Genomic DNA, 12639 nt, shown 5'->3' with positions numbered 1-12639 from the left:
TGCGTCGCTTGAACTTGAGGGGGATCTCCAATGGAGCCAATCTGGGCCGTCGGCCTGATGACCGGGACCGTCCTCGACGGCAATATCGACGTCGCGCTCTTGAAGACCGACGGCGAAACGGTGGAGACAGCAGGCGCCTATACGTTGGCGCCCTATCCGCCCGAGATCCGCTCTCTTCTCGAGGAAACGCTCGCCCAAGCGCGCGTCTGGGAATTCGAAGGACCGGAGCCCGCGATCTTCGCCGTGGCCGAGGAGGCATTGACGCGGGCGCAATCGCACGCGGTTCAGGATCTTGTTGAGAGTGCCGGCCTGACGATGGCCGAGATCGGCATTGTCGGCTTCCATGGCCAGACCGTGCTCCACCGTGCACCGACCCGGGACCGTCTCGGCGACACGCGGCAGCTTGGCGATGGCGAGTTGATGGCGTCGATCCTGGGCTGCAAGGTCGCCTATGATTTCAGAACTGCGGATGTTCGCGCCGGCGGCCAGGGCGCACCGCTAGCCGCCGTCTATCACGCGGCCCTGCTGCGCGGCGTCGATCGATCGGGCGATAGCGCCGTGCTCAATCTCGGTGGTGTCGGCAATGTTAGCTGGTGGGATGGCGAGGACCTGGTGATCGCCTTTGATACCGGCCCGGCCAACGCCCCGCTCAACGATTTCATCAAATCGCTCGGGCTTGGCGAGATGGACAGGGACGGCGCGCTTGGTGCTTCGGGCAAGGTCGATGAGGAGCGTCTGGCACGTCTGCTTGAGCATCCGTACATGACCGCGCCCTACCCGAAATCGCTCGACCGCTATTCGTTTACCGCTGCTATGGCCGACGGGCTTTCGCCGGAAGACGGCGCGGCCACACTTTCAGCCTTTACCGCGTCAGCGGTCGGCAAGGCGCTCGATCTATTGCCGAGACGTCCGAAACGGCTGATCGTGGCCGGAGGCGGGCGTCGCAACCCGACGATCATGGCGATGCTCGAACAGCGCGCCGGCGTCGAGGCCGTGTCCGCCGACGAGTTCGGCTGGCGGGGCGATGCCGTCGAGGCGGAACTGTTCGCATTCCTCGCCGTACGCGTGCTGCGCGGTCTGCCGATCAGTTTTCCGACGACGACGGGTGCGCCACGGCCTCTGCAGGGCGGACGACTGGCGGGCTGACTTGAGCCTCAAGCGGAATTGAGTTTCCCGGATGGGTCATGCCGCCCTACATGACTGATATAGCCGTCACGGAGGAAACAGCTTTGCGTCTTTACCGGATCCTTGCATCCATCCTGGTGCTTCTTGCGCTTTCCGCCCCAGCCGGGGCGCAACAGCCCCCCGGCATTTTCTCGCTCATCCCCAATGACAGCACGACCGAGCATGTTCTAAAAACCGAGGGCAGCGCAGATCTGCCCTATACAGCGACCGCCGGGACGCTTGACCTGTTCGACCAGGACGGCAATCGAACGGCCAAGATCTTCTACACGGCCTATGTCGCCAAGGATCGGACGCCGGGTCGTCCGCTCACCTTCGCCTTCAACGGCGGCCCGGGCGCAGCGTCGGCCTATCTGCATCTCGGCCTGCTGGGCCCGCGGATCATCGAATTCGGCAAGAACGGCAACGACGGCACTACGCCGCAGATCAGGGACAATCCGCAAAGCTGGCTGGCATTTACCGATCTTGTCATGATCGATCCGGTTGGCACCGGGTGGAGCCGCCCCGCCAGCGACGACATTGCCAAGAATTTCTACGGCGTAAGTCAGGATGCCGACAGCCTTGCCAAGGTGATCTCGCTCTACGTCCAGAAGAACGACCGGCTGAATGCACCAAAATATCTGGTCGGCGAAAGCTATGGCGGGTTCCGCGCGGCGAAAGTCGCGATCGCGATGAAGAATAGCCAGGGCATCATCCCCTCCGGCATCATCATGCTCTCGCCGTTTATCGAAGGCCGGTTCCTCGCAAATTCCGACGATCCGCTGAGCGCCGCACTGCAACTGCCCTCGCTTGCGGCAGCCGAGATGGAGCGGACCAAAAGCTTCACGCCTGAAAAGCTCGCCGAAGCCGAACGTTTCGCGTTGCGCGATTATCTTCCGACAGTGGCGGGTGCTGCTCCGACGGGCGAAGAAGCCGAGGCTTTCTATGGAAAGCTTGCTGGTCTCACGGGTATCCCGAAAGATGTGGTTTCCAGAACGCGAGGCCTCGTCGGCGATGTCTACGGGAAGCAAATGGCTGGACCGGGCCGGGTCGTCAGCCCCTATGATGCATCTTACGCCGTGCCGGACGCCTATCCCGAGGACGCGTACGGGCGCAACGACGATCCCATTCTGGAGGGCTACACCCGCGCCTACAGTGCAGCCTTCGCCTCCTATGCGACAGGCGAGCTGAAATTTTCGAGCGACATGACCTACTCGCTCTTGAACGAGGATGTGAACCGTCGCTGGGAATGGAACGGCAGCCGTGGCGGTGATGCTCGCGCGCTCGCCAGCGCTTCGACGGATATCCGCGATCTCCTCTCGGTCATCCCGTCCTTCCGCCTGCTGGTCGCGCATGGTCACAGCGATGCGCTGACACCCTATGGTGTGAGCCGCTACGTGATCGATCATCTGCCGACACAGTTGGCAGCCGGCCGGGCAGAACTGAAGACCTATAGCGGCGGCCACATGTTCTATACCAACCCGTCGTCGAGGGCGGCATTCCTGAGCGATGCGAAAGCGTTCTACGAGACAAAGACGGTAGAATAGGAATAAGCCCAGTCTATCGAGCTTTCAAAAGAGTCCGGCACCCCAGGGGTGCCGGATTTCGTATGGGATCTAACCCAGCCTATTTCTTTTCGGAGTGGCCGCCGAAGGCTGCCCGAAGCGCCGACAGAACCTGGTTCGAATACTGCTCGTGACCCTGCGACGAAAAGCGCTGGAAGAGAGCGGACGACAGGACCGGAAGCGGCACGCCGGTATCGATACCGGCCTTCATCATCCACCGTCCCTCGCCGGAATCCGAAACTCGACCGCTGAAGGCGTCAAGCGTCGGATCGTTGTGCAGAGAGCCGGCGAGAAGATCGAGCAGCCACGACGAAACGACGCTGCCGTGACGCCAGACTTCGGTGATTTCAGCCACGTCCAGATCGTAGTGATAGTAGTGCGGATTGGCGAGCGGGCTGGTTTCCGCATCGGCGCTACGTGCCACCTTGCCGATATTGGCAGACTTCATCAGGTTGAGGCCTTCGGCATAGGCCGCCATCATGCCGTATTCGATGCCGTTGTGGACCATCTTCACGAAGTGACCTGATCCTGCCGGGCCGCAATGGATATAGCCAAGTTCCGAGGTCCGCTGTGCCTCCTTGCCGGCTCCCGGGGACAGCGACAGGAAGATCGGATCGAGGCGCTTCACCGCTTCATCCGGTCCGCCGATCATCAGGCAATAGCCGCGTTCCAGACCCCAGACGCCACCGCTCGTGCCGACATCGATATAGTCGAGGCCGATGCCCGAAAGACGCCCGGCGCGATCGATATCGTCCTGGTAGTTGGAGTTTCCGCCGTCGATCAGCACGTCGCCCGCCGCCATGACACCCGAGAGCTTCTCGATCGTCTGGTCGGTGATCGCCGCCGGCAACATCAGCCAAACGGTGGCCGGTTTCGCGAGCTTTGCGACCATATCTTCCAGCGAGGTGGCGCCCACGGCCCCTTCCCGCTCCAGAGCCTCGACATTGGCCTGACTGACATCGAATACCACACACTCATGGCCATCACGCAGGAGCCGTCGCACCATATTGGCGCCCATACGGCCGAGGCCTATCATTCCGATCTGCATTCCGTTTCCCTTCCGAAAAACCATGTTGTGGGTCCGAACCATCAGGCCCGACTGAGATGAGGCATATCAGTTCGTTCAGAAATTGACACCTGCAGACATGCACAGCAGATGCGCCGAAACCGCCAGCCTAGGCACGGGAAGAAAATACTGTTGACAACCTTCAGCGAAAATGAGAACAAAGGAAGAACATTGAGGAGAACGCCATGCAGAGAACTGAAGAGGTCGTCGCCCGTGCTCTTGCCCTCGTGGCCCAGTCGAAGGCGCTCAGGGAACGTCACGACAAGGAACGCAAGGAGATCTATGGACGGATCGAAATTGCCAATCTTCGCAAGCCGCATGTTCCCAAGGGTATTCAACTGCCTCTCAACCTGCAGTGAATTGACTTTATCGTTGGAGGACGTGGTCCGCGTATACGTCTGATTCAGTCTGTTGCAAGGCTGCACTCGACTCGCTTCTGAAGAGGTGGTTCATTCCCTTCAACGGCGTAGGGGTGCTTAATGCTTCACGAATACAACGAGATCTTTATGCAGCAGCGGTATTTCATAAAGATACTGATGGCCTGGATTGGGGCAATTGCCTTGGGCTGTGTCCCCGTTTTGATGATCGTCAACGCGGTCACCATTTGAGAAGACGCTTCGGCGCTCTAGAGGTCTCGCGCATTCCATAACTGTTTCACGAAGACGTGCAGTTGACCTTCGTTTGGTCGATGTCAGAAGAGCATCGACATTTAACGGAGCTTCCCAATGGTCAACAAAATCCAGGCTTACCAGCCTGTTCTTCTCAGCATCCTGCGTATTGCCGTCGGCCTCGTCATCTTCTCCTTCGGCATGGCGAAAATCTTTCATTTCCACGCCGGTACCTTCATGCCGCCCACGGGCTCGTTGCCCTGGATCGCGGGCCTCTTTGAGCTTGTCTGCGGCTTCCTCTTCCTGGTCGGTTTCCAGACACGGATAGCGGCATTCCTCCTGTCCGGACTAATGGCCGCGGCTTACTTCATCAGCCACTTTCCCAAAAGCATTTTCCCGCCCGAAAACGGCGGAATGGCAGCTGCCGTGCTCTGCTTCGTGTTCCTGTATTTCGTCACGTCCGGAGCCGGACCGATCAGTGTCGATGCCAAGCTGAACAAGGCATAGGACCGGATCAAGGCAGGTTGGGAGGCTCTGCCGTGTGTCCGCAACAGTGACGAACGCGAAACGGCCGCGCCGATGATGTTCGGCGCGGTCGTCTCTTGCCGCCGCTTCCCCTTCGGGAGCCTTGATCGGTCAGATCACTTCTTTGCGTCAGCCCAGCTCTTCACCAGGTCGTCGTAGTTGACGGTGATCGGCTTTTCCTTTTCGTTCTCGATCTTCAGCTGCGGAGCCAGATTGCCCTTGGCGACCGCATCCTTGTTCCAGTAGGCCAGGTCATGCTCTTCGGCGAGCTTGGGGCCCATGTCCTTCTGGACGCCAGCGCGTTCCAGACGCTGGAGCACCTTTTCCTGCTCGGCGCAAAGCGAGTCCATTGCCAACTGTGGCGTCTTTGCACCCGATGCGGCATCGCCGATCGCCTGCCACCAAAGCTGTGCGAGCTTCGGATAGTCGGGAACGTTGGTGCCGGTCGGCGACCACTGAACACGTGCCGGCGAGCGGTAGAACTCGATCAGGCCGCCGAGTTTCGGTGCGCGATCGGTAAAGCTCTGATGGCGGATCGAGCTTTCGCGGATCAGCGTCAGGCCCACATGGCTCTTCTTCAAGTCGACGGTCTTGGACGTGACGAACTGGGCGTAGAGCCAAGCCGCCTTTGCGCGGTCATCGGGCGTGGACTTCATCAGCGTCCAGGAACCGACGTCCTGATAGCCAAGCTTCATGCCGTCTTTCCAGTAAACGCCGTGGGGGCTTGGCGCGAAACGCCATTTCGGCGTGCCGTCCTCGTTCATGACAGGCAGGCCTGGCTTCACCATGTCGGCGGTGAAGGCCGTGTACATGAACATCTGCTGAGCGATTTCGCCGCCCGCGGGGACAGGACCGGATTCCGAGAAGTTCATGCCTTGGGCAGCTGGCGGTGCATAGGCCTTCATCCAGTCGAGATATTTCTGGATCGAATAGACGGAGGCAGGACCATTGGTGTCACCGCCGCGCGCCACGCAGGAGCCGACCGGCTGTGACTTTTCGTTGACCTTGATACCCCATTCATCGACCGGCAGACCGTTCGGTAGACCCTTGTCGCCGTTGCCAGCCATCGAAAGCCAGGCGTCGGTGAAGCGCCAGCCGAGCGACGGGTCCTTCTTGCCGTAGTCCATGTGGCCGAAGACCTTCTTGCCGCCGATATCACGGCCGGTGAAGAATTCCGCGATGTCTTCGTAAGCGGACCAGTTGACGGGAACACCGAGGTCGTAGCCGTATTTGGCCTTGAAATCAGCCTTGTTCTTGGCGTCGTTGAACCAGTCGTACCTGAACCAGTAAAGGTTGGCGAACTGCTGGTCCGGAAGCTGGTAGAGCTTCTTGTCGGGCGCGGTGGTGAACTTCAGGCCGATGAAGTCGTCGAGATCGAGGCCGGGATTGGTAACGTCCTTACCTTCCTTCGCCATGAAGTCCGTCAGAGAACGGGCCTGCTGGTAACGCCAATGCGTGCCGATCAGGTCGCTATCGTTGACATAGGCGTCATAGATGTTCTCGCCCGACTGCATCTGCGTCTGCAGCTTTTCGACGACATCGCCTTCGCCGATCAGGTCGTGGGTGATCTTGATGCCGGTGATCGCCGTGAAGGCTGGCGCCAGCACTTTCGACTCGTATTCATGCGTGGTCAGCGTTTCCGAGACGACCTTGATGTCGAGACCGGAGAAGGGCTTCGCCGCATCGATGAACCATTGCAGCTCCTTTTCCTGCTCGGCGCGCGAGAGGGAAGAAAGGTCCTTGATTTCCTTGTCAAGGAACTGCTTCGCCTCGTTCATGCCGGCGTGAGCCGTGCCTGCCAGTGCCAGCAATATGCCTGCTGTCGTTGTCAAAAGATGCCGTCGCATAATGTCCTCCCAGAGTTGCGATTGCGATTTCGTTTCGGCGCCAGTCCTCCCGCGCGCCGTATCAAACTTGCCTTCAGACGAAGCGGAAAACGCCGACGGCGTAGACCACAGCGAGGGCAAGAGCCCACCACAGATTGGGGCCGATCAGCCCCAACCATGCGAGATTGATGAATGCTGCACCAAGCAGCGAAATGAAGAGCCGGTCCCCCCGCGTTGTCTCGAAGCGCAGGATCCCAACCCGTGGCGCTCCCCCCGGAGAAAAATACTCCCAGATGCCCATCGCTGCAATCAAGGCGAAGATGGTCACGAAGAAAAGCGTCGTCGGCAGCGTCCAGGCCATCCATGAAAAGCTCATCTGCGTTCTCCTTCTAGACCCGACCCAGGGCAAAGCCCTTGGCGATGTAGTTGCGGACAAAGTAGATCACGAGCGCGCCCGGCACGATCGTCAGCACGCCGGCGGCTGCCAGAACGCCCCAGTCCATGCCGGACGCCGAAACGGTGCGGGTCATGATGGCCGAGATCGGCTTGGCGGCAGTGGTCGTCAGCGTGCGGGCAAGCAAAAGCTCGACCCACGAGAACATGAAGCAGAAGAAGGCTGCGACGCCGATGCCGGACGCGATCAGCGGCATGAAAATCTTCACGAAGAAGCGCGGGAAGGAATAGCCGTCGATATAGGCGGTTTCGTCGATTTCCTTCGGCACGCCGGACATGAAGCCTTCGAGAATCCAGACGGCCAGCGGGACGTTGAACAGGCAGTGGGCGAGTGCCACGGCGATATGCGTGTCGATCAGTCCGAAGGCGGAATAGAGCTGGAAGAATGGCAGCGCAAAGACCGCCGGTGGCGCCATCCGGTTGGTCAGCAGCCAGAAGAACAGGTGCTTGTCGCCGAGAAACCGGTAGCGCGAGAAGGCGTAGGCCGCGGGAAGTGCCGCCGCCACCGAGATCAGCGTGTTCAGACCCACATAGATAATCGAGTTGATATAGCCGTTGTACCAGGACGGATCGGTGAAGATCACCGTGTAGTTCCGAAGCGTCGGGTTATGCGGGAAGAGGGAGAAGGTACCGGTGATCTCGGCATTCTCCTTGAAGCTCATATTGACCAGCCAGTAGATCGGCAGCAGCAGGAAGATGATGTAGATTGTCGAGACGAGCCAGGAATAGCTGCGCGCCGGCTTGAATGTGTTGACTTGAGCCATCGTAACGGTCCTCCTCACGCGTCTTTGTCGCTGCTGGTCATGACCGTGTAGAAGATCCACGACATCAGCAGGATGATGAGGAAGTAAATGATCGACATGGCCGCAGCCGGCCCGAGGTCGAACTGCCCGACCGCCATCTTCACGAGATCGATCGACAGGAAGGTTGTCGAGTTGCCGGGCCCGCCGCCGGTGACGACGAAGGGTTCGGTATAAATCATGAAACTATCCATGAAGCGCAGGAGCACGGCGATCAGCAGCACCCGCTTCATCTTCGGAAGCTGGATAAAGCGGAACACCGACCAGCGCGACGCGCCATCGATTTTCGCAGCCTGATAGTAGGCATCCGGGATCGACACGAGACCGGCATAGCAGAGGAGCACGACAAGGCTCGTCCAGTGCCAGACATCCATCACGATGACGGTGACCCAGGCATCGATCGGATCCCGGACATAGTTGTAGTCGATGCCGAGGATTGCCAGCGTCCGGCCGAGAAGGCCGATATCGACGCGACCAAACACCTGCCAGATGGTGCCGACCACGTTCCACGGGATCAGCAGCGGCAGCGCCATCAAAACGAGGCAGACCGGGACGCCTAGACCCTTTTTCGGCATGTTCAGCGCGATGAAGATGCCGAGCGGAATTTCCAGCGCAAGAATGATGACAGAGAACAGCAGGTTGCGCTGCAACGCCGCCCAGAACCGATCCGAATTCAGGATTTCGGTAAACCAGCCAGTGCCTGCCCAAAAGAATTCGTTGTTGCCGAACGTGTCCTGCACCGAGTAGTTCACAACGGTCATCAACGGTATCGCCGCTGAAAACAGGACCAGCAGCAGCACCGGAAGAACGAAGAACCAGGACTTGTTGTTATAGGTCTTTTCCATGCCGTTCACGCCTCCCCGCCGACGCGCCAGGAATTGGCGTAGATATTGATACCTGCAGGATCAAAGCTCACGCGGGCTTCCGCCGGAATTTCCGTATTCTCGTCGGCGACGATCGCAAGCGGCTTTCCCTCGAATTCGGCACGAACGATGCGGCGGCGGCCAATATCCTCGATCCGGCTGATCTTCACCGGCATGCCTTCTCGACCGAGATGGATGAACTCCGGACGGATGCCGAGTTCGATCCGGTCGCCCAGCTTCGTCTTCGGCGGCACATTGAGGTCCATCCGCTGACTGCCGACCACGACAGACCGCTCATTCAGCTGCGCCGGCAGGACGTTCATGCCGGGCGAGCCGATGAAATAGCCGACGAATGTATGGCTGGGCTTCTCGAACAATTCCGCAGGGGTGCCGATCTGCACGATCTCGCCCTCGTACATCACGACGACCTTGTCTGCGAAGGTCAGGGCTTCGGTCTGGTCGTGGGTGACATAGACCATGGTAAAGCCGAACTGCTTGTGGATCCGCTTCAACTGCGAGCGCAGCACCCATTTCATATGGGGATCGATCACGGTCAGCGGTTCATCGAACAGGATGGCGTTGACGTCGTTGCGCACGAGGCCGCGGCCGAGTGATATCTTCTGCTTCTGGTCAGCGGTCAGGCCCCGCGCCTTGCGGTCGGCCCAATCGGCAAGATCGATGATCCCCAGCATGTCGCGAACGCGTCTGTCGACTTCGGCCTCGGGTACTTTGCGGTTGCGCAGCGGGAAGGCCAGATTGTCGTAGACCGTCATCGTGTCGTAGATGACCGGGAACTGGAAGACCTGCGCGATATTGCGACCCTGTGTCGAGACTTCCGTCACGTCGTTGCCATCAAACAGGATGCGTCCGTGCGACGGCTGCAGCAGACCGGAGATGATGTTGAGCAACGTGGTCTTGCCGCAGCCGGAGGGGCCAAGCAGCGCGTAGGCGCCACCATCGTTCCACTCGTGATGAACTTCGCGAAGCGCATAGTCGCTGTCGGCGACAGGGTTGGCGCCGTAGGCGTGGCGGATATGGTCGAGGGTGATGCGTGCCATGATGTTTCCCCCTAAGCCGCAGCCGCAGCGATTGCCCGGCCATCGCTACCGAACGCCATCAGATGTCGGGTATCGAGAAAGACCTCGATGCCGGTATCTGGATCAATGTTGTGAATGCCGGGTGCCAGCATCACCCATTTCACGCCGTCATATTCAAGATGCACGAAGCTTTCCGAACCGGTGATTTCCGAGATCTGCGTGCGGGCGGCAAGGCGGGCCGAATTCTCGGTCTGCTGCGTGAAGCCCAGATGATGTGGATGAAACGCAACCGTCAGGGGACCATCCGGTATGGTTCCGAGATGCGCAGGCAAGGGAAGAACGTCGCCTTCGCGGTGGCGGAGCCCGCCACCCGACTTGACCACCTCGATGAAATTCAGCGGCGGATCGGCAAAGGTCTTCGCGGTCGTCAGATCCGCCGGCCTTCTATAAATGTCGATCGTCGGCCCGAACTGGGTGATGCGGCCCTCGGAAAGGGTTGCCGTATTGCCGCCCAGCATCAGCGCTTCCAAAGGCTCGGTCGTCGCATAGACAAAGATTGCGCCGGACTGGGCAAAGATCTTGGGAAGCTCTTCGCGCAGTTCTTCACGCAGCTTGTAATCGAGGTTGGCAAGGGGCTCGTCCATCAGCACGAGGCTGGCGTTCTTGACCAGGGCGCGGGCAAGCGCGGTGCGCTGCTGCTGGCCGCCGGAGAGATGCAGCGGCGTACGGTCGAGATAGGGCGTCAACCGCAAAAGTTCTGCGGCCTTGCGCACCTCGCGGTCGACGGTCGCCTTGTCCTTGCCGGAAATGCGCATCGGCGAGGCAATGTTTTCATAGACGGTCAGGAGCGGATAGTTAATGAACTGCTGGTACACCATCGCGATATTGCGCTTTTGCACCGGCATGCCGGTCACGTCTATTCCATCGAAATAGACAGCACCCTCCGTCGGCCGGTCCAATCCAGCCATCAGCCGCATCAGCGATGTCTTGCCCGAAAGCGTCGGGCCGAGCAGCACATTCAGACTGCCACGCTCGAGCGTAAGGTCGCTCGGGTGAATATGATATTCGCCCGCCACCATTTTCGCAGCTTTTCGCAATTCCAACATGCTTGTTCCCCTGCCTCCTCACAGCGGGAACACATGCCGCTTATCCGGCGATCCTTTCCGGTATTGCGGCCATGTACTCCTCCAAAACCCTCTTCTCGTCAGCGTCGAGCCGTAGCCCGTCCTTGGTTCTCCTCCAAAGGACGTCCTCGGCGCTTAACGCCCATTCCTGATCGGCAAGATAGCGAACCTCCACCTCATAGAGTTCGCCGCCGAAATTATGCCCAAGATCCTCTGCTCTAGCAGCGTTGCCGAGCAATGTAGCAGCCCTCGTACCGTAACGCCGGACCAGCCTACGCGCATGGCGATCGGTCAGGAAGGGATATCGCGCCTTCAGCCCAGCGACTTCGCTTTCGTAGCCGCGGGCAGGGAAATCGCCACCCGGGAGGTGGCTGTCAGCGGTCCAGGGCTTGCCTTTGACGCCGATGGCTTCGCCGATCTTTTCGAGCGCATGTTCCGAAAGACGACGATAAGTGGTGAGCTTGCCACCGAACACATTGAGAAGTGGCGCTCCGCCCTCCCCGAGGCCGACCGTATCCAGCTTCAGTACATAGTCGCGGGTTGCCTCCTGCGCTTTCGAGGCGCCGTCGTCGAACAGCGGCCGCACGGCCGAATAGGTCCAGACGATATCTTCCTTGCGCACCGGCTCCTTGAAATACTCGCTCGCCGCCTTGCAGAGATAGTTGGTTTCCTCTTCGGAGATCCGAACGTCCTTCGGATCCTCCTTGAAGTCGCGATCGGTCGTGCCGATCAGCGTGAAATCCTCTTCGTAAGGGATAGCAAAAATGATCCGGTTGTCCGGGTTCTGGAAGAAATAGGCGCGAGGGTCGTCGAACTTCTTCTTGACGACGATATGGCTGCCCTGAACCAGCCGGACATGGTGCGCTTCGTTTTCGCCGAAGGCGGAGCGGATCACCTGGTCCACCCACGGGCCGGCGGCATTGACCAGCATACGAGACTTGTGGGTCTGACTGGAGCCGGTGACCGTGCTTCGGGTAACAATCGTCCAAATGCCCTCTTCGCGCCGCGCCGAAACGACTTTCGTGCGCGGAAGGATCAGGGCGCCCTTGTCGGCAGCGTCACGGGCGTTCAGCACCACCATCCGCGCGTCGTCCACCCAGCCATCGGAGTATTCGAAGGCCTTCGTAAACAGCGATTTCAAAGGCTTGCCGGCCGGATCCTTGCGCATATCAAGCGTTGCCGTCGGCGGCAGGAGCTTGCGGCCACCCAGGTGATCGTAGAGAAACAACCCCAGCCGGATCAGCCAGGCGGGTCGGACGCCACCCTTGTGATAGGGGAGAACGAAGCGCATCGGCCAGATGATATGCGGTGCCATTGCCCAGAGCACTTCGCGCTCCATGAGAGACTCGCGCACCAGCCGAAATTCATAATGTTCGAGATAGCGCAGCCCGCCATGGATAAGCTTGGTGGCGCCTGACGACGTGCCTGAAGCAAAATCGTTCATTTCTGCCAAGGCGACCGAATAGCCGCGACCCACAGCATCGCGCGCGATACCGCAACCGTTGATCCCTCCACCGATCACAAAGACGTCGTGAATTGCCTGACTCATTATCCCCTCGCTAAGCCCTGTCCCCTCACAGAGCCCGGCTCGACATGCCGGCAGCGGCAAAT

Annotated in this window: 12 protein-coding genes; 4 read left to right on the top strand and 8 right to left on the bottom strand. The window is 59.7% G+C overall.

Translation table 11 applies throughout. The annotated features are described in order from the left end of the window. Positions 1 to 30 precede the first annotated feature (30 nt). Both G6K99_RS19100 and G6K99_RS19095 read left to right on the top strand, forming a co-directional pair. Positions 31 to 1146 carry an anhydro-N-acetylmuramic acid kinase gene (locus tag G6K99_RS19100; RefSeq protein ID WP_174197498.1) on the top strand — a complete coding sequence of 372 codons (1116 nt, stop codon included), beginning with the start codon at positions 31 to 33 and terminating at the stop codon, positions 1144 to 1146. A 38-nt stretch (positions 1147 to 1184) separates the two neighbouring features. Continuing rightward, positions 1185 to 2708, top strand: a complete 1524-nt coding sequence (locus tag G6K99_RS19095) for a S10 family peptidase (RefSeq protein WP_371816245.1) — start codon at positions 1185 to 1187, stop codon at positions 2706 to 2708. A gap of 79 nt (positions 2709 to 2787) precedes the next feature. On the opposite strand, the gene gnd is transcribed toward G6K99_RS19095, so the two are convergent. Further along, positions 2788 to 3774 carry a phosphogluconate dehydrogenase (NAD(+)-dependent, decarboxylating) gene (gnd, locus tag G6K99_RS19090; protein ID WP_174197496.1) on the bottom strand — a complete coding sequence of 329 codons (987 nt, stop codon included), beginning with the start codon at positions 3772 to 3774 and terminating at the stop codon, positions 2788 to 2790. A 203-nt stretch (positions 3775 to 3977) separates the two neighbouring features. Between gnd and G6K99_RS19085 the strand changes: the two genes are divergently transcribed. Together G6K99_RS19085 and G6K99_RS19080 are read left to right on the top strand one after the other, a co-directional pair. Next, on the top strand, positions 3978 to 4151 hold the full coding sequence (locus tag G6K99_RS19085) for a hypothetical protein (protein WP_165699857.1): 174 nt from the start codon (positions 3978 to 3980) through the stop codon (positions 4149 to 4151). Positions 4152 to 4517: 366 nt separating this feature from the next. Further along, a complete protein-coding gene (locus G6K99_RS19080; RefSeq protein ID WP_062576480.1) occupies positions 4518 to 4907 on the top strand; it encodes a DoxX family protein in 390 nt (129 codons plus the stop codon). 134 nt (positions 4908 to 5041) lie between these two features. Here the strand turns inward: G6K99_RS19080 and G6K99_RS19075 are convergent, their stop codons facing one another. From G6K99_RS19075 to glpD, 7 genes are all read right to left on the bottom strand, one after another. Next, positions 5042 to 6772, bottom strand: coding sequence for an ABC transporter substrate-binding protein (locus tag G6K99_RS19075; RefSeq protein ID WP_113165103.1), 1731 nt, complete (start codon positions 6770 to 6772; stop codon positions 5042 to 5044). Between the two features lie 73 nt (positions 6773 to 6845). Next, positions 6846 to 7127: a DUF2160 domain-containing protein gene (locus G6K99_RS19070; RefSeq protein ID WP_062458904.1), complete on the bottom strand. Its 282-nt coding sequence runs from the start codon at positions 7125 to 7127 to the stop codon at positions 6846 to 6848. Between the two features lie 13 nt (positions 7128 to 7140). Beyond that, a complete protein-coding gene (locus G6K99_RS19065) occupies positions 7141 to 7968 on the bottom strand; it encodes a carbohydrate ABC transporter permease (protein WP_062576484.1) in 828 nt (275 codons plus the stop codon). 14 nt (positions 7969 to 7982) lie between these two features. Beyond that, on the bottom strand, positions 7983 to 8849 hold the full coding sequence (locus tag G6K99_RS19060; protein WP_174197495.1) for a carbohydrate ABC transporter permease: 867 nt from the start codon (positions 8847 to 8849) through the stop codon (positions 7983 to 7985). A gap of 5 nt (positions 8850 to 8854) precedes the next feature. Then, a complete protein-coding gene (locus G6K99_RS19055) occupies positions 8855 to 9925 on the bottom strand; it encodes an ABC transporter ATP-binding protein (protein ID WP_174197494.1) in 1071 nt (356 codons plus the stop codon). 11 nt (positions 9926 to 9936) lie between these two features. After that, positions 9937 to 11010, bottom strand: a complete 1074-nt coding sequence (locus G6K99_RS19050) for an ABC transporter ATP-binding protein (protein WP_174197493.1) — start codon at positions 11008 to 11010, stop codon at positions 9937 to 9939. A 40-nt stretch (positions 11011 to 11050) separates the two neighbouring features. Beyond that, a complete protein-coding gene (gene glpD / locus G6K99_RS19045; RefSeq protein WP_062576488.1) occupies positions 11051 to 12577 on the bottom strand; it encodes a glycerol-3-phosphate dehydrogenase in 1527 nt (508 codons plus the stop codon). Between the last annotated feature and the right edge of the window lie 62 nt (positions 12578 to 12639).

Source organism: Neorhizobium sp. AL 9.2.2, assembly GCF_013317225.1.
GTDB lineage: Bacteria > Pseudomonadota > Alphaproteobacteria > Rhizobiales > Rhizobiaceae > Neorhizobium > Neorhizobium soli.
This window is presented reverse-complemented; position numbering and strand designations above follow the sequence as displayed.